Raw genomic sequence first — 16,500 nt, forward strand, 5'->3', positions numbered from 1 at the left:
GGCATCCGGCGAACGAAAGGCGAAGAGTCTACAGAATTATGGCGCCGTGAGCCCGAGAGAGACCAGGTTGGCATTTGTCATGCCCCATCATTGCGCCCTTCCCTGCCCGGCCCTTATAAAGCGCCGCCTGGCCTGCCACGGGTCTTTTAAGAAGCAGAGAGAATGGATTCTCATGGAAGCATTTGTCGTCGTACTGGTGGTACTCATCGGGGTTTTCTTGATTATCGCCATCACTGGCGCTGACCCGAAGCCACATCGGATTCCCGTTGCCGATAGCTCAGCCCGCCTCACCCTTGAGGAGGTGGTGTGGATCAATCGCATCTCGACCCTACGCATTTTGGCCCCCGAAATGGCCATTGATTTGGCTGCACGGCTACAGGGCGATGCCTGGCAGGTGGCCAATGCATCGCTGTGCGCGACCCTGCTCGAGCTGAACCGTGAGGAAGAAGCGCTGGGGCTATATTCGTACCTCGACGCGCACCATCGCCGCGAAGCGCTAGCCAAGATGCTTTACCAGCTGATCGACGCAGGTGAAGCCGAAAGGGCACTGGAGCTGCTAAAGCGCACTGGCGATAAGCGCCCTAGCGATCCGCTGCTACGCATCCCATTGTTGCTTGCCGAGGCCGATCAGGACACAGCCAATAGCGAGCTCGAAACGTTCGCCACCACATCCAACCTGAGCGCACAGCAGTGGCTGGGCCTTGCGCGCCTGCAACGCCAGAGCGGCAAAGAGGATGCCGCACGACATAGCCTCGCGCAGTTCTGGGCACTGCAGCAGACCGTTCCGGCTGAAGACATTGTCGGGTTGGAAATTTTTGCGCGGGAGTTGGCTTCTCTTGGCGATCTCCAACAGCTTCTGGAACTCTCCGATTCGCTTTCGCTGCAACGCGACAATCCCTTCATCACCCCCATGATAGAAGCCGGCTGGCTCGCTCAAGCCCAGCAGCAGATTCAGCGACTGGATGCGAACTGGCGCGACGAACATTACGATCAATTGCTCGACGCCATGCTGCGACATCGCCAGCTTCGCGAGGCCGAGGCGTTGCTGGAGGAGGTCGAAGATGGCGTGCATGACGCCTTACTACTGAGACTGGCCCAATGGTGGATTGACCAGGGCGCCGTGTCTGAAGCCGAGCGGGATTTACAGCGCTTGTCCAGGCACGAAACACAGCGCATCAGCCTGTACTTGTCGCTATGGTCTGTTTATGAGCAAAGCCAGCCAGACTTAGCCACCTCGATGCTTGGCCAGGCCGAGCGCTGGATCGAGTACCTACCAGAGGACACCGATCGCGATCACCTACGGCTGCAGGTTCTGAACGCACGCCTGACATTACAAAGCCGCCTACCGGAGCGCCAACGCACCAGTTACGAAATTCGCCGCGCTCTGGAACAGATTCAGCGCTTGGCAGAACGTCAGCCTCTCTTCGACCGTGCATTCACTGACACACGCCACGCCCTTCTGCTACAGCGCCTGGATCGGCCGGCAGATGCGCGAAGCCTGCTAGACAATGTGCGGGACACGCTGGTCACCGACAACGCCCCAGAGGAAATCGAAGCGTTCGACATGGCCTTGCTGCTCGATGATCTAGCCATCGCATACTTGCGTCTGGGAGATGTCGATAAAGCGGTGGATCTAATCCGACGAATACCTGGAGAAATCAGCTATCCGTCGGACTGGATCGACGCATTACTCGAACAGGACCTACTCGCCCACGCGGTCGATGGCCTTGGCTATCGAGACCTCTTCGACCCACGCAACGGGCCTCAGCGCCTGCTGAAGAAACTCGACGCCGCAGCTACCGATGAAAGCCGCACGCTCAAGCATCGCTTACTCGACAAGGTGTTCAGCGACGATTTCTGGCGGCAGCCCAACGCGGCTTGAAGAAGCTCACCAACTTTAGCGATTAACAATTCTCCGCGTAACGCGACCAGAGCGCCTCGAATTCGCGCGCGTAATCGGCCAGCAATTGTGGATGATCGATCACCAGCAGATTTTCTTCATTGCTGGTGGTCGCGCTACGGGTCCAGTTGAAACTGCCGTTGAGGAGCAGGCGCCCGTCAAATAGCGCGAACTTGTGATGCATGTGATATGGGCCAGAGTCGATACGCAACGGCACGCCCTTATCGCGCAACCACTGGATGTCGCTGCCCGCGTCATACTGTTTCTCGTTGTCGCTGATTACCCGCACAGTTACGCCACGTAGGTGGCACGCCAGAATCTCCTCACTGAGTTGATCATCGGAGATGGTGTAAACACAGATATCCACGCTCTTGCGCGCCTGCCGGCAGAGGTCGCGAATCTTGCGACGGCAGCTCTCGCCCGGACTGAAATGTGCGCTGGCCTGCTCTACCCTGACTGGAGTGGAGCAGGAGTCGAGCGTCTTGATCACCTGCTCCAGCCATTTAAGCGCAGGCTCAACGTTCGCCGGCTCACGGCTAAGCTCGCGCACCAAGGCGAAAGCCCGATTACGCAGGAAGCGTATCTGGTCAACTGTCAGCTCGCTGCCCAGCTGGCGCAACTCGTCGCGCTCTTCGTTGCTCAGGCGCAGATCGGCCAAGCTGTCGCGCAATTGTTGGTCAAGTCGATTGAAATCCACACAAAGTCCTTTTTGTCAGAGGCGCCGGTTACGCGACAGCACAGCGTAAAGCACGCCGCACGACGCACCGGCCAGATGGTATTCGAAGGAAACTCCGTCACGCGGCAATAGCCCGAACAGCCAGCCGCCATAAAACATGAAGACAAGCCCAGCGAGCGCCAGGTCAAGCAGACTGCGATCGAGCCAGGCGCGGGCCAGCAATAACCCCCAAAAGCCGAACAACCAGCCGCTTGCACCGATGTGCACGCCGATACGCCCAAAGCACCACACCAGCACGCCGCTGCCGACGATGATGAAGAGGCTTGCCAGTACGAAATCGCGCCGCGAGCGCAGCAACACCAGTGACCCAAGAATCATGAGGCCGCTGAGGTTGCTCAGCAGGTGCGCCCAGCCGCCGTGCAGCCAGGGCGCGATCAGAATGCCAGGCAGCGCCTGCACCTGACGTGGCACCAACCCCCATACATTCAGCGCACCGCCGGTAAAGCTGTTGGCGAGCTGCACAAGCACCATGCCGCCGGCCAACACGGCCAGAAAGCGCAGCTCACCGAGCGCTCGCTTCAAGACATTCCATCGTAGGGTTCGACGTTGCGTTGCTCCTGGCCGAGATGTTCGCCAAGCTCACGCAGTTGAGCGGATATCTCCAGCATCCGATGGTGGGTACGCAAGTCGATATCGATCTTCTTATCCATGGTTTTGATCAGCGGCAGAAAACTGTTCTGCAAGCTGTCGGCCAGATTCTCCAGCAGCTTCTGTACGGCTGGCTGAGGCGGTGCGACAACTTCTACCTGCGGTCTTAGCCGACCAAGATTATCCAGCCCGCTAATCAGTTGCTCCCAGGGAATACGCGCCTCATCACGGTCGGACTTGCCCGTGCTCAGCCCGCGCACGCTTTCGACCAGATCGTTGAGCTGCGCGACTACGCGGCCCCCGACATCAGTGTCACTGCCGCCCATGGCCTTGTTGCGCATGAAGTCACGCTTGATCTGCGCCCAACGCTCGGCCTGAGCGTCCGTCATATTGCCGCGCAGCTCAGCGAGCTTGAGCAGGTTTTCCTCGGCACCAGTGGTGAGCAACTGCGCTTCACCCTGGTAATGGTCGGCGATCAGCTGCAACAGCTCTGCCTGGTTCATCACCGAACTGATCTTCTCAGCCATCTTGTTCATGTTGCGGTAACTGCCCTGCAACTTGAACGGCGGCTCGCTACGGTACTGGTCGGCCTGCGCGGCGCTGACGATGTACTGCTGGTTGACCCTGCCTACGACATCGCGCACCTGCATCAAGCGTTCAAGCGTAGCGGTGATCTCGTTGATCTCGGCGGCGCTGTAGCTGTACGACAGCTCATTGGCGGAGAACGGCTTGCCCTGGGCCTTGTCGACCAGCCGATAGACATCGGCCATGTCGCGGGTAGCCAGCGGCGCAAGGATCGGATTGGAGGTCAACGCATTCTCGATATAGCTGAGGCTGAAGGCTTCCTGCATGCCTCCAAGCGTGTCGCCGAGGTTGTAGATATCCGCACGGTTGGCAAGCATGTCAGGGATTTTGAAGACGTCACCGGATTCGGTATAGGGGTTGCCGGACATGATTACGCAGAACTTCTTGCCGCGCATGTCATAGGTTTTGGTCTTGCCCTTCCAGACGCCTTCGATACGACGTGTACCGTCGCAAAGCGAGATGAATTTCTGCAGGAATTCTGGATGGGTGTGCTGGATGTCATCGACATACAGCATCACGTTGTTTCCCATCTCAAGAGCCAGATTGAGCTTCTCCAGCTCCTGGCGCGAAGTGGCATCGGGCGCTTGCGCAGGGTCCACCGAACGAACCTCGTGGCCCAACGCCGGGCCATTGATCTTCATGAAGATCAGCCCCAATCGATGGGCGACATATTCCATCAGGGTTGTCTTGCCGTAGCCAGGCGGCGAGATGAGCATCAAAAGCCCCATCAAATCGGTGCGCTTGTTCTCTCCCGCAGTACCCATCTGCTTGGCGAGGTTGTCGCCAATGAACCCCAGATAAACGTCGTTGATCAGCTTGTTGCGCACAAAAGAACTTAGCGGCCGGGGCTTGAACTCGCCAAGGCGCAGCGCCTCACGCTCGCGACCGATCACATCCTGACGCAAGGCCTGGTAACGCCGAAGTTGTGGCAGGAAGCGGCGGCGATGGTTCTCGAGCCGCTCGAAATAGTCATCCAGCGACAGCATCAGCTGCTGGCCTTCAATGCGTGGGTGGTCACCCATCAGCTCTTCAACAGCAAAGCGCAGATCCACTTCAGTGACTCGCCTGCTCTGCCCCTCCGGCAAAAGAGCCAGCGCCACTGCCTCGGGGATGTAGCGAGCAAGGTCGGACAGCTCGCCCTGATCGCAGAGTCCTTGCAACCAATTGTCCACCAGCGCCCACCGTGCTGCTGGGCGACCCTGAAGTCGCTCCAATGTCTGCACATAGCCATCCCAGACACGTGCCGCTTCCAGCTTTGCCTGCAGCGAGCCGAGCAGTTGGCGCGCGTATTTGCTGAAGACGAATTCGATGCGTTCGCCAGCCAGCTCCTGGACCAGATAGCGCGCCGCGTCTAGAGGCAGCCCGGACCGCAGCGTTATGCCTTCATCGGTCGCGAACCGCTCAATCGCCGAAGCGATTTCCGCCTCAAGCTGATCGATCCCATCCCGGCGACCAAAGAGCTGCTGAATATGCCGACTGGTGCGGGCGCGCTCCGGCCACTCCAATGCAATGGCCTGACCCTCAACACTGTTCCAGAAAAAACAGCCAGTGCCTCGCGCCATCGGCGTATGGCTAAGCAGCCCTGCGCTGTCGCGAAGCGGTAGCAGGCGCGCCAGGATCAGCGCCGCGTCGTGATCGTGGATACCCTTTTCGTAACCTTCCCGATAACGAGGGGCGGCAAAGTCTCGAATGCGTCTGGTCAGCGCCTCACGGTCGGCGAGTAGCTGCTTTAGGCTATTGATATCCATGCCATCTTGTCCGGCATCCGCCGCGGCGAGCACTTCGCTGGCCAGGTACTCGGCGCGGTACAACGCCTCCGATTCCGACTCCAGCGACACCTGCCAGAATTCGCGTAACGCTTCGAGTTCGGAATCACGCAACGGCTCGAGAAAGTCGGTCCCGGTCAGGTGCAGATAGAGCTGATCACCACGGGTCAGCAGGGTCAGATCCAACTCCTGCGTGTTGACGCTAAAGCGGTGGCGCGGGCCCAGTCGGATGACGTTGCCACCGGCCTCGAACAGCTCGCTCTTGTCGCGCATCGCCCGCACCGCCTGGTCGCGGGCGCTCTTCAGGCGCGCCTCCACATCGTCTGCCTTGACGCTGTCCTTGAGGTCGCGCAGGCGCCCCACCATCTCACGCAGTTTGAGGATTAGCGGGTCGGCGGCAAAGAAGGCGTTGAGCTCCTCGGTCTGGTTCAGCCGGGCAGTACGGCGACCGAGGCTGTCGAGAATGCGCGACGCAGCATCGAGCACGCCCTGGGCGCGGCGCTGGCGGTCATCAAGCAGGCTCTGCTTGTGCGCCTCGAAGGTCTCCAGCAACTCCTCACGCTTGCTCAGGATGTCGCCGAGGAACTGTTCGTGATCACCGAACTGGCTTTCAAGCTCCTCGAGCTGCACCAGCAGACGTGAGAGCTGCTCGTCGCAGCGCTCCGGGTCCGATGCCTGGGCCAAAGCGTTGGTGATGCCCTGGCTGAACAGTTTGAACTGAGCACCAAACTGGGCCACGGTTTCCGCCGAACCGAGCCCCTTGCGGCGCTGCTCGGCTCGCGCCTTGGCCTGGTTGAGGCGGGCATACACTTCCGAGATCGACTCGACGATGCGGGTGCGCTCGGTGGCATCATCGATCGACAACGACGCCATCAGACCTGAGAGCATATCCAGACCTGCAGCCATCTGCTGCATGCCGGCAAGGGGCTCATTGAGCTGAGTGACGGTGTCCGCCTTCTGTGCGGTCGCATCAAGCTCACTGAGTTCAACCAGATAAGGTTCGAGCGCCGCATCGCTGGCCAGGAACCTCGAAGTCGCCAAGCTGGCCCGCTCCTGTGCTTCGAGCAGTTCGGCCTCCATGGCATCGATGCGAGAGACATCGATATAACGGTAGTCACGAATGGTCAGTAGCTGGCCGCGCTGTGAGTTGATCGCGTTAAGCGCTTCGACGAACTGCTGCACCCTGTCCCAGCTGTCTGTCAACAACCCTGAGAGCAATGCCTTCTGGCGGGTCTGGGCTTCGGCCATCGCACGGCTCGATTGCTGACGAATGCTCTCGACCTTCTCGAACTCATCGAGTACCAGCTCGCCGGTCGCTGCAATCTCGCGCAGCAGCAGGGCAAGCCCCTGGCACTGGGCATCGCCCAGCCAATGGTAGGCATCGAACAGACGGCGGGTGTTCTGGCAGAGCTGGGTATAACGCTGCACCGATATCTGCGGCGCATCGATCTCGCGACTCAGGTTGAACAGGTCGGATACGCCGCGCACCAACTCGGCGTTGCCGATGCGTCCGAAAAACCCGCTGCGCGCAGGCTGCCGTGCGGCGAAGTCATCGGTACAGAATGGCGTCTGCCAGATCTGCATCGGGTGGATGCGTGTGGGCTCACTGCCTTCGGCGGAAAAGATCACCATGCGCCCGTCTTCGAGCCGGGCATAGCCATGACCGAAGATCGGATTCTGTAGTTGGCGGTCGATCATGTTGTAGGTAAATAACGCCGATCGCCCTTCTTCCGGATGGTAGAAGATGTACTGCACATCCTCACCGTTAGGCGAGCGCACCGCGCGCTTGAAGCGCATGCCGTCCATCGACTGCTCGAATGCCTTCGACTCTCCGTTCTGCAGGTAGTAACCGCCAGGAAAGATGATTCCATGGTCTTCTGGCAACTGAACGCAGGCGAGCCCAATTGCATCAAGGCGCTCAACCGTGCGCGTCAGGCTGTTGAAGACCAGATAGCGCCACTGCTCTTCCCGATACGGCAGCACCTTAAGCAGGATCAGGCTACCGAGCCTGGCGTATTCGATCTGTGCATCGTCGAGGGACTGGGTCTTGTCCAGCACCGCCTCGCGGTAGATGCCAAGGCCATCGTCGGTGTTGTTTTCGACCTTGACGGTCAGGTCGCCGCCAATGGTCTCGACGAACAATGTGTCGAGGATATTCAGATGTGGATGTCGGCCATTGACCACCATCTCACGAGAAGTCTTCTGCCATTCGAAATCGAATGGTGCCGGCAACGCGATATCGCGCTCGCCACGGTTGTCGATGTATCGGACATCCTTGCCGTCATTGGAAATCGACCAACGGAATACTCGAATGTCCGTGACCCGCTCGCCAATCTGGAAGCTGGCCAGCAGCTTGCCGTCACGCACTATCAGCTGCAGCAAGCGGGTGTTTTTGTAGTAGGTGTACAGCTCGTTGAAGTCGTTTACGAAGCTGCTCTGGGCAAGAAAGCTGCCCTCAAGCGACACGGCTTGGGCTTCGTAGCCCTCGGCCTGCTCGCTCAATCGATAGAGCGAAAATACGTCCTCGACACGGGTTTCTTTCTTGAGCCCGAGAAAAACGTTGTAGCCAAACAGCAAGCTGTCGCCGACCTGGGCGATGTCACGTGCAGTGCAGTTATTCTCGGTACGGATACGGACTCGCCCCACCACCTCCATTCGGCTGCTGCCGAAGGCCTCCAGGCGCTCTTCGTTCAAGCTCTCGGTGATATGCCGAAGACGTAATCCCTGCTCCTGCAGTCGCTTGTGCAGCACCTCGTAAGCACCGCCTTGCGCGACGGCTTCATCGAGAATGTCCTGGGTATTTTCGGCTTGGACGTCCGACATCATGAGTCTTCCTTGAATCTATGCGGTCTGCAAGCAACGAGCCCCGGTCGCACGGGGCTGCACTAAGTAGCGGGGAACGCCGAATGGCTGGTGATCTGGAGGATGCCTCAAGCTCCGATTTTCTTGGCCACCTCGGCGATCTTGTCGCGCATTGGCTAGTCGATTTCCTCGGGCCGGATGCGTTCGATGATCTTTGTCAGCACACGAGCTTCGTTTTCATCGATATCACCGTCGCGCTCGGCGATGTCCAGCAGAGCACCGAGCTCGTCCACGTCCAGGCGGCCATCATTGGCAAAGCACTGAATCGAGCGGAAGGACATTTCCAGATAATCCCTTGGTTCAGACATAAACACTCCTTGCTGCAGCGGCTCATCAGGTGAGCCAGAACGGGCACTCTGCTTTCAGATGCAGGCGCCCTGGGATCATCAAACTTCGCTGGCGTCAGCGCGCATCGGTTTGGCTTCAGCCGCGCGGCCATTGAGCAGGCGCGCCAGCACGTCCTGAACTACCGGACTCTTGCCAACCACACCTTCGATCGCCTTGCCCACCGACAACGACTTGGCGAACGAATTGAAGAAGTCGCCTTCGCCTCCGACGATTTCGATCTTGGCTTTCGACAGCGCCGCCGACAGCACCTCTGCCTGGTCCTTGGCGATGTCCTTGTTTGCCGCGATCGAGGCCATCGCCTCTTCGAAGCTCTTCTCCAGCTGCATGCGGAACTCTTCGTGTTGACGGGCACCGTCGCTGAGCGAGTCCAGCGCACCGAACTTTTTGCCCAAGCCTTCGGCCTCGGCGTTCAGACGTTCCAAGAGCACGTGCGCCTCGGCCATACCCAGATCCTGGGCCGCCTTGGCCTTGGCACTGCCCAACTGCTCCTCGCCGCGGGCCTGAGCAGTGAGTTTTTCTTCCAGCACCTTGGCCTCGGCCAGACCGTCCTTCTCCTTGGCGCCTGCTTTGGCCTCAATCACCCGTGCCTCGGCCAGACCCTTCTCCTGCTCGCCTTTGGCAGCTGCGATCAGTTGCTCTGCCTGCACGCGTGCTTCGGCCAGCCCTTCCTTCTCTTTCGCTGCCGCGGTGACTTCACGCACGCGCGCATCAGCGAGGCCCGGTGCTGCACGCTCGGCTTCGACGCCTTCGGCAAGCTTCTTCTTCGCTTCTGCCTGCTTGGCAGCTGCCTCCAGTTCGGCCTGCGCCAGCGTATTGATTTCCACAGCCTTGTGCTTGGAGCGTGTTTCGTCCGCCTCGGCCTGCTTGACCTGACGCACCAGCTCCTGTTCTGCCTCGGCCTGGGCATTGAGCACCACGACCTGCTTCATTCGCTCGGCCTCGGAGACCTCGCGGACTTCCTTGATGCGTTCCTCTTCCTGGGCAACGGTTTTCTCGACCGCAACGCGCTCACGAATAACTGAAGCAATATTCTTGCGCTCTTCTTCCAGCGCCTTTTCCTTTTCGATTCGCTGCAGTTCGACTTCACGCTCGCGAGCCACGATCTCCAGATCCTTGGCACGCGTCACTTTCTCGACTTCGATGACCACCGCACGCTGGCGGTTCTGCTGCGCCACTTCGACTTCACGCTGGTGGTTCTCGGCGCGGATATCCAGCTCCTGCTGGGTTTGAATGCGGGCCTGCTCGGCCTTCAACCGCTCCTCTTCCTGCACCTTGAGCGTTTCAGCATGCTCACGCGCACGAATGGTCTCGATCTCTCGCTTCTGCCTAGCAACCGCATCAGCCTCCTGACGCTCGAGCGCCAAAGTAGCCTCACGGGTTTCGACGTTCTTCTTCTTGATAGCCAACTCTTCGTTGCGCTCGAAGTCGTTGGTGATGATGTTCTGCGCAGCCGTCAGCTGGGTGATCTTGCGAATACCTTCAGCATCGAGAATGTTGTTTGGGTCCAGGGAGCTTTTGGGCGTTTGCTCCAGGTAATCGATCGCGACGTCTTCAAGGACGTAACCATTCAGATCGTTGCCGATCACTTCAACGATACGGTCACGAAAGCTCTGGCGTTCTTCGAACAGCTGGACGAAATCGAAGCGCTTACCCACGGTCTTCAATGCTTCGGAGAACTTGGCATTGAACAGCTCATTAACCGCTGCACGATCGGAGGCACGATCCACGCCGATCGCCTTGGCTACCTTCAGCACATCCTGCTGGGTCTCATTTACCCGTAGATAAAAGGCGACGGTGATATCGGCACGCAGGTTGTCCTGACAGATCAAACCATCCTTACCGCGGCGATCGACTTCAAGCGTCAGCAAGGAGATCTTCATGAACTCCTTTTTGTAGATCACCGGATAGACCAGGGCGCCAGTGAAGTGGACCTTGGGCATTGACGACATGTCGTTGACGATCAGCGCCGTGCCTTGCGGGACTTTTATATAGAAAGCTTTGAACAGGACAAAAAAGCCCATGATCAAGAGGAAGAACACGCCCAATCCAATCAGGAAAGGCATCACCAGTTCGAGGCTCATTACATCAACTCCTTTTAAAAAGCGGGCTAGACGCCCTTGAATTCACTTTCGGTAATGACCCGATAGGCATTCTCGGCCTCCAGGTACTCCAGCAAAACCACGCGGTCACCGCGTTTGAACCCGCCCTGCTCCTCCGCCCTGACACGCAGGATCAGCCCTGCACCGCCATCTTCCAGCGTGGCCTCGCCAAAACTCGACGTCACTGTACCGCTGCGCACGACAGCTACCTGACCGAGCAACGAACGATGAGTGGGTGCGTGAAGCTTCAGAAACAGCGGGCGAAGTGGACGGACCAGCGCGCCGCAAATCGGCACCGCAAGCAGCAGTGCAACCACAGTCAGCACCAGGCCAAGTGGGTAACGCAAAATGCCGAGCGGCAGGAGACGCAGCACCAGCAGCTGAGCGAAATAACAGAACAGCCAGGAAAAGAAGAACAGCAGGGTCAGCACCAGCGTGACTGGAACCCCGGATAGACCGAATTTGAGCAACAGGCCAGCCAGGCCTTCCGGCTGAAACGACGTATCTTCGAGAGAAGACTCCATCTCGACGTCGAGTACGTCCACGTCGATCATGCCGAGCGCTGCCACGCACCAGTACAGAATGGCTATACCTAGCACGAAGCTGAGTAGCACCACCGGAAAGCTCAAAGCAGTCTGTATGAACAAATCCATGGATCACTTCCTTGTGTTGTGGCGCCTGCCCCGCCAACTCCGCGAGACGGGCTCCACCGGCGTCGGGGTCAGCCCTTGGCCTTGTCCTTCAGGCGCGCGAGCACGCTGTCTGCACTGGCATCGTCGGCAACGATCCCCGCGGCGCGCAATTTGGCGTCAAGTGATTCGTCGACGTGGGACGCTTCTGCCAGCTCGGCCGTTGCCTCCATCTTCGCTGCGCGCTCGGCCTGTTGCTGCTTGATCCGCTCGAGCGACTCAACCGCGGTGTGCAATTTGGCCTGGGAACCACCGTAGCGCTTAGCGACGGCCATCTGCGCCTTTTGCACACTCTCCGTAGCCTTGACCGTATCAACCTGCTGCTTGAGCCGCTTGATATGTGCTTCCGCCTGACTGACGGCCTTGCGCAGTTGCGCCACGCTCTCAGCGTAATTTTCGGCCTGTTCGCGCTCGGCGATCTGCTCAGCCTCAAGATTGGCAATCTTTGCGGCCACTTCCTTGGCCAACGGCTCATCACCGGCCTCGAGCGCTTTCAACGCATATTGCTCGTATTCGCTGATCGCTTTAGCTGCCCTGTTGACACGCTCAGCAGCCAACTTCTGCTTGGCCATTATTTCAGCCAATGCCTCTTTGGCTTTGCGCAATTCGGAATCGGCATCGCGAATTTCCTGATCAAGAATACGCAGCGCTTGGCTATCCACTACCGCCTCGCCCGCCTCATTGACGCCACCGCGCAGGGCGGTGAGCAGCTTGCTCCATACATTCATCTCAGATCTCCTTTAGAGCTCAAGCGCCGGCCTTGAGAAAGCCTTCGTACGCCTCGGTAGCCTTGATCACGTTATCGCCAAGCAACTCGATCTCCAGCACCACATCCGAAAGCGTGGACGCCGAACTCAATGCACCGAACATGGTGTAGCAAGGCTGACCATCCGGAAGCGACTCGATGCCGATGCACGAAAGCGGAAACAACTTGTGGGTGCGCAATATCTGCTCATTGAATGCGTTCGGATCCTGCACATCCGAAACCGGCCAGAGCAGTGCCTCGACGATGATTTGCTCGCCAATCACCGCGACGTAGATCGGCAAATCACCATACTCACGCATAGTGACGCGCAAACTGGCGTCAGCCCCCTCGATCAGCTCGAGTGCGATCTGACCACTTTTGCAGAGTTCAGTGGTTTCAATAGCGTCATGCAACGCCTGGGCGGTCCATAGCTGCGGCATATTCATACCTTCTTCCATTTCACATGAAGCCAGCCCCTGAAGTGGCTGGCGCATTCTCTTCTCCATCGCCGCAAGCCGCGCTGAATATTCAGGCAGGATCCAAACTTCCTTCTTCACCAACCCCTGATCACGAAGGCGTTGCCGGAAGAGGCGCTGATAATGTGCGGACGATTTCGTTTCCATAGCGGCCAAGATAGCACCACATGTAATAAGCACAACGCAATCACATGTAATTTTCACGAAACGTGAAGCAATGCGTATGCGTACCTTGCTGAAGGGCGGCACGACCATTCAAACATTGTCGCCCAGGCCTACCATTTACTGCCGCCAACTACCACACGCACTGGAGATCCCACGAGGCGACGAACGAACTTTGACAATTATTCTCATTCTGATTAGCATCCCAACCGTCAACGAATTCAACGGGTAGTGCTTCTATGTACGTCTGTCTTTGCCAGGGTGTCACCGACGGCCAGATTCGCGATGCCATCTACGAAGGCTGCTGCAGCTACCGTGAAGTACGGGAAACGACCGGCGTCGCCACCCAGTGCGGCAAGTGTGCCTGCGTCGCCAAGCAGGTCGTGCGCGAGACGCTCAGCAACGTGCAAAGTGCCCAGGCCTCCCTCGCCTACCCTGCCAGTTTTGTTCAGGCTTGACAGACTGAAGTCATGAAGCCGGGCCATGCCCGGCTTTTTTTTGCCTGCAAATCAGCAAGTTGCTCAGAAGGATGCGGAACGGAACTATTCTCGCTAGGGTTTAGCTTTAGCATTCAATGACTTAGGTTTGACAGGTCGCCTGAGCGTGGCCAGACTGCTTGCATTCCCACCGCGTCAGGCAGGCTAACTACATGAAAGGCGACAAGCTGGTCATTCAGCACCTCAACAAGATCCTCGGCAATGAGCTGGTAGCCATCAACCAGTACTTCCTGCACGCGCGCATGTATGAGGACTGGGGTCTCGGCAAGCTCGGCAAGCATGAGTACGAAGAATCCATCGACGAGATGAAGCATGCGGACAAGCTGATCAAGCGCATCCTGTTCCTGGAAGGCCTGCCGAATCTGCAGGATCTGGGCAAGTTGCTGATCGGTGAGAACACTCGCGAGATGCTCGAGTGCGACCTCAGGCTGGAGCAAGGTGGCGTGCAGGATCTGAAGGTCGCCATCGCATACTGCGAAAGCGTCGGCGACTACGGCAGTCGCGAGCTACTGGAAGACATCCTCGAATCCGAGGAGGAACACATCGACTGGCTGGAGACGCAGCTGAGCCTGATCGACAAGGTGGGCATGGAAAACTACCTGCAGTCGCAGATGGACGACTGATTCAGTCGCAAGCCCATATAAAAACGCCCCGACTAGATCGGGGCGTTTTCGTTTGCAGCGAAGAGAACCGCTTATTCCTGCTCGGCTGCTTCAGCAGGCTGCTCGGCTGCGGGCTGCTCGGCCTCGCCACCCTTGATATCCAGCAGCTCGAGATCGAAGACCAGCACCGAGTTGGCCGGGATCAGCGGGCTCGGGCTTTGCTCACCGTAGGCCAGTTCGCTCGGGATGTAGAGCTTGTACTTCTCGCCCACATGCATCAGCTGCAGACCTTCGACCCAACCTGGAATCACACCGCCGACCGGCAGATCGATCGGGCTGCCGCGCTTGATCGAGCTATCGAAGACGGTGCCGTCGGTCAAGCTGCCCTCGTAGTGCACGGTCACCACGTCGTTCTCGGTCGGTTGACGGCCTTCGGCCGCCTTGACGACTTCGTACTGCAGACCGGATTCGGTGGTCTTCACACCTTCACGCTTGGCGTTGTCTTCGAGGAACTTCTTGCCAGCCTCGACCGCCTTGGCATTCATCTCAACCATGCGCTCTTCGGCACGGGTCTGCAGGAAGGTGAAAGCCTCCATCAGCTGCTCATCGGTGAGCTTCTGCTCCTTCTTGCCGATGGCATCTTCAATACCCTGCGCAACAGCCTGGGAGTCGAGATCATCCATACCCTCCTGCGCAAGGCTCTTGCCCATGTTCAGGCCGATACCATAGGACGCCTTCTGCGCCGGAGTGTCCAGTTTGACACTGGTCTGCGAGTCGCAGCCGGCCAGCACCAGGCCAACCAGGGCAACCGCAGGCGCCAAACGATGATGTCTCAGTCTCATGCTGTTTCCTTAAATACGCTGTTGGGCATTCTAAAAACCGATGGTCGAGCTTAGCAGCGCATCCCGGCACTGGCTACCGCACCCCAAGGCAAGGACCGTAAAGAGATTGCAAAGAACGGACGCGCGTAGCAATCCGATAGCAGGATCGAGCCGAGCGAGAAGCGGCACCCGCAGCTTCAGCCCACAAAAATTCAGGCAAAAAAAAACGGCCTATAATGGCCGTTTCTTTCGTTGCTTCAGGGCGTTCAGTGGACCCGTGAAGCGAATATGGCGCAGCGGACGGGACTCGAACCCGCGACCCCCGGCGTGACAGGCCGGTATTCTAACCGACTGAACTACCGCTGCGCTAAACCTCGAGTGGTGGGTGATGACGGGATCGAACCGCCGACCCTCTGCTTGTAAGGCAGATGCTCTCCCAGCTGAGCTAATCACCCGTTTGCTCTCGAAGTGGGGCGCATTCTAGAGAGGGTTCCGCACCTTGGCAACCCCCTTTCGAAAAAAAAATTGCAGAAGTTCCAAAGACTTAGGAAAACCCTCGATTTACCAGCCGATTTTTCTCGTCCGCCGTGCATTAACATCCCGCAGGGTTGGCCTGAACTGGCCAGGCAGGAATAATGCACCCCTTTGCTTTCCGGAGATCTACCCCGCCATGTGGTTTCGTAACCTGCTCGTTTACCGTCTCACCCAGAACGTCGCTCTAGATGCCGAGACACTCGAAGCTGCACTGGCCGCCAAACCTGCCCGCCCCTGCGCCAGCCAGGAGCTGAGCACCTACGGCTTCGTCGCCCCCTTTGGTAAGGGTGAAGACGCCCCCCTGGTGCACGTCAGCCAGGGTTTCCTGCTGATCGCCACGCGCAAGGAAGAACGCATTCTTCCGGGCAGCGTCGTCAAGGATGCGCTGAAGGAAAAGGTTGACGAGATCGAAGCCGAGCAGATGCGCAAGGTCTACAAGAAGGAGCGCGACCAGATAAAAGACGAGATCATCCAGGCCTTTCTGCCGCGCGCCTTCATCCGCAAATCCGGCACCTTCGCCGCAATCGACGCCGAGCGCGGGCTGATCCTGGTGAACTCGGCCAGCCCGAAGAAGGCCGAGGACCTGCTGTCCACCCTGCGTGAAGCGATCGGCTCGCTGCCGGTGCGCCCGCTGACCGTGAAGATCGCGCCAAGCGCCACCCTGACCGATTGGGTCAAGACGCAGAAGTCCGCAGACGATTTCTTCGTGCTCGACGAATGCGAGCTGCGCGATACCCACGAGGACGGCGGCGTGGTGCGCTGCAAGCGCCAGGACCTGACCAGCGATGAGATCCAGCAGCATATGGAAGCCGGCAAGCAGGTCACCCAGCTGTCGCTGGCCTGGCAGGACAAGCTGTCCTTCGTGCTGGACGACAAGTTGATCATCAAGCGCCTGCGCTTCGAGGAACTGCTGCAGGACCAGGCCGAGCAGGACGGTGGCGAAGACGCCCTTGCCCAGCAGGACGCCAGTTTCCTGCTGATGATGATGACCTTCCGCGAGTTCCTGCCTGCGCTGTTCGAGGCGTTCGGTGGCGAAGAAGTCCCCCAGGGCCTCTGACACCCGCCCGGGGCGCTGATCGGCGCCCCGCTC

13 protein-coding genes and 2 tRNA genes are annotated in these 16,500 nt (G+C 58.7%); 4 read left to right on the forward strand and 11 right to left on the reverse strand.

Translation table 11 applies throughout. The annotated features are described in order from the left end of the window. Positions 1 to 172: 172 nt before the first annotated feature. Positions 173 to 1,882, forward strand: a complete 1,710-nt coding sequence (locus LO50_RS12955; RefSeq protein WP_042919390.1) for a hypothetical protein — start codon at positions 173 to 175, stop codon at positions 1,880 to 1,882. A 22-nt stretch (positions 1,883 to 1,904) separates the two neighbouring features. Here the strand turns inward: LO50_RS12955 and LO50_RS12960 are convergent, their stop codons facing one another. The 8 genes from LO50_RS12960 to bacA all read right to left on the reverse strand — a co-directional run bounded on the left by LO50_RS12960 (position 1,905) and on the right by bacA (position 12,941). Continuing rightward, positions 1,905 to 2,597 carry a phospholipase D-like domain-containing protein gene (locus LO50_RS12960; RefSeq protein WP_003283855.1) on the reverse strand — a complete coding sequence of 231 codons (693 nt, stop codon included), beginning with the start codon at positions 2,595 to 2,597 and terminating at the stop codon, positions 1,905 to 1,907. Between the two features lie 15 nt (positions 2,598 to 2,612). Further along, complete coding sequence (locus tag LO50_RS12965) at positions 2,613 to 3,107, reverse strand: rhomboid family intramembrane serine protease (protein WP_052816824.1); 495 nt, start codon at positions 3,105 to 3,107, stop codon at positions 2,613 to 2,615. 47 nt (positions 3,108 to 3,154) lie between these two features. Beyond that, the gene (locus LO50_RS12970) at positions 3,155 to 8,398 is read right to left on the reverse strand and encodes a DNA repair ATPase (RefSeq protein ID WP_044315282.1); all 5,244 of its coding nucleotides are present in this window, start codon (positions 8,396 to 8,398) and stop codon (positions 3,155 to 3,157) included. Between the two features lie 155 nt (positions 8,399 to 8,553). Then, complete coding sequence (locus LO50_RS12975) at positions 8,554 to 8,745, reverse strand: hypothetical protein (RefSeq protein ID WP_044315267.1); 192 nt, start codon at positions 8,743 to 8,745, stop codon at positions 8,554 to 8,556. 78 nt (positions 8,746 to 8,823) lie between these two features. After that, positions 8,824 to 10,866, reverse strand: coding sequence for a flotillin family protein (locus tag LO50_RS12980; RefSeq protein WP_042919389.1), 2,043 nt, complete (start codon positions 10,864 to 10,866; stop codon positions 8,824 to 8,826). A 26-nt stretch (positions 10,867 to 10,892) separates the two neighbouring features. Next, complete coding sequence (locus LO50_RS12985) at positions 10,893 to 11,537, reverse strand: OB-fold-containig protein (protein ID WP_042919388.1); 645 nt, start codon at positions 11,535 to 11,537, stop codon at positions 10,893 to 10,895. Between the two features lie 68 nt (positions 11,538 to 11,605). Further along, a complete protein-coding gene (locus LO50_RS12990; protein WP_042919387.1) occupies positions 11,606 to 12,301 on the reverse strand; it encodes a PspA/IM30 family protein in 696 nt (231 codons plus the stop codon). A gap of 19 nt (positions 12,302 to 12,320) precedes the next feature. After that, positions 12,321 to 12,941: a biofilm formation regulator BacA gene (gene bacA, locus LO50_RS12995; protein WP_042919386.1), complete on the reverse strand. Its 621-nt coding sequence runs from the start codon at positions 12,939 to 12,941 to the stop codon at positions 12,321 to 12,323. A gap of 254 nt (positions 12,942 to 13,195) precedes the next feature. Between bacA and LO50_RS13000 the strand changes: the two genes are divergently transcribed. Together LO50_RS13000 and bfr are read left to right on the forward strand one after the other, a co-directional pair. Continuing rightward, positions 13,196 to 13,414 (forward strand): bacterioferritin-associated ferredoxin, encoded by a 219-nt coding sequence (locus LO50_RS13000; protein ID WP_014821003.1) that lies wholly within the window; start codon positions 13,196 to 13,198, stop codon positions 13,412 to 13,414. A 191-nt stretch (positions 13,415 to 13,605) separates the two neighbouring features. Further along, positions 13,606 to 14,076, forward strand: a complete 471-nt coding sequence (gene bfr / locus LO50_RS13005) for a bacterioferritin (protein WP_003300730.1) — start codon at positions 13,606 to 13,608, stop codon at positions 14,074 to 14,076. A gap of 71 nt (positions 14,077 to 14,147) precedes the next feature. On the opposite strand, the gene bamJ is transcribed toward bfr, so the two are convergent. The 3 genes from bamJ to LO50_RS13020 all read right to left on the reverse strand — a co-directional run bounded on the left by bamJ (position 14,148) and on the right by LO50_RS13020 (position 15,331). Next, positions 14,148 to 14,897 carry a BamJ family beta-barrel-assembly machinery protein gene (bamJ, locus tag LO50_RS13010; protein ID WP_044315268.1) on the reverse strand — a complete coding sequence of 250 codons (750 nt, stop codon included), beginning with the start codon at positions 14,895 to 14,897 and terminating at the stop codon, positions 14,148 to 14,150. Between the two features lie 268 nt (positions 14,898 to 15,165). Then, positions 15,166 to 15,242 (reverse strand) — tRNA-Asp (locus LO50_RS13015). 13 nt (positions 15,243 to 15,255) lie between these two features. Continuing rightward, a tRNA-Val gene (locus LO50_RS13020) sits at positions 15,256 to 15,331 on the reverse strand. A 215-nt stretch (positions 15,332 to 15,546) separates the two neighbouring features. On the opposite strand from LO50_RS13020, the gene rdgC reads away from it, so the two are divergent. Beyond that, complete coding sequence (rdgC, locus tag LO50_RS13025) at positions 15,547 to 16,467, forward strand: recombination-associated protein RdgC (RefSeq protein WP_003300724.1); 921 nt, start codon at positions 15,547 to 15,549, stop codon at positions 16,465 to 16,467. Positions 16,468 to 16,500 lie beyond the last annotated feature (33 nt).

The sequence above is a fragment of the Stutzerimonas stutzeri genome, assembly GCF_000935215.1.
In the GTDB taxonomy this organism is placed as follows: Bacteria; Pseudomonadota; Gammaproteobacteria; order Pseudomonadales; family Pseudomonadaceae; genus Stutzerimonas.

Bases quoted from the DNA above. Each gene is read 5' to 3' on its own strand.
- bfr (WP_003300730.1), top strand. From the start codon at position 13,606: ATGAAAGGCGACAAGCTGGTCATTCAGCACCTCAACAAGATCCTCGGC.
- LO50_RS12955 (WP_042919390.1), top strand. From the start codon at position 173: ATGGAAGCATTTGTCGTCGTACTGGTGGTACTCATCGGGGTTTTCTTG.
- LO50_RS12965 (WP_052816824.1), bottom strand. From the start codon at position 3,107: ATGGTGCTTGTGCAGCTCGCCAACAGCTTTACCGGCGGTGCGCTGAAT.
- LO50_RS12970 (WP_044315282.1), bottom strand. From the start codon at position 8,398: ATGTCGGACGTCCAAGCCGAAAATACCCAGGACATTCTCGATGAAGCC.
- LO50_RS12985 (WP_042919388.1), bottom strand. From the start codon at position 11,537: ATGGATTTGTTCATACAGACTGCTTTGAGCTTTCCGGTGGTGCTACTC.
- LO50_RS12990 (WP_042919387.1), bottom strand. From the start codon at position 12,301: ATGAATGTATGGAGCAAGCTGCTCACCGCCCTGCGCGGTGGCGTCAAT.
- bacA (WP_042919386.1), bottom strand. From the start codon at position 12,941: ATGGAAACGAAATCGTCCGCACATTATCAGCGCCTCTTCCGGCAACGC.
- bamJ (WP_044315268.1), bottom strand. From the start codon at position 14,897: ATGAGACTGAGACATCATCGTTTGGCGCCTGCGGTTGCCCTGGTTGGC.
- LO50_RS13000 (WP_014821003.1), top strand. From the start codon at position 13,196: ATGTACGTCTGTCTTTGCCAGGGTGTCACCGACGGCCAGATTCGCGAT.
- LO50_RS12980 (WP_042919389.1), bottom strand. From the start codon at position 10,866: ATGAGCCTCGAACTGGTGATGCCTTTCCTGATTGGATTGGGCGTGTTC.
- LO50_RS12975 (WP_044315267.1), bottom strand. From the start codon at position 8,745: ATGTCTGAACCAAGGGATTATCTGGAAATGTCCTTCCGCTCGATTCAG.
- rdgC (WP_003300724.1), top strand. From the start codon at position 15,547: ATGTGGTTTCGTAACCTGCTCGTTTACCGTCTCACCCAGAACGTCGCT.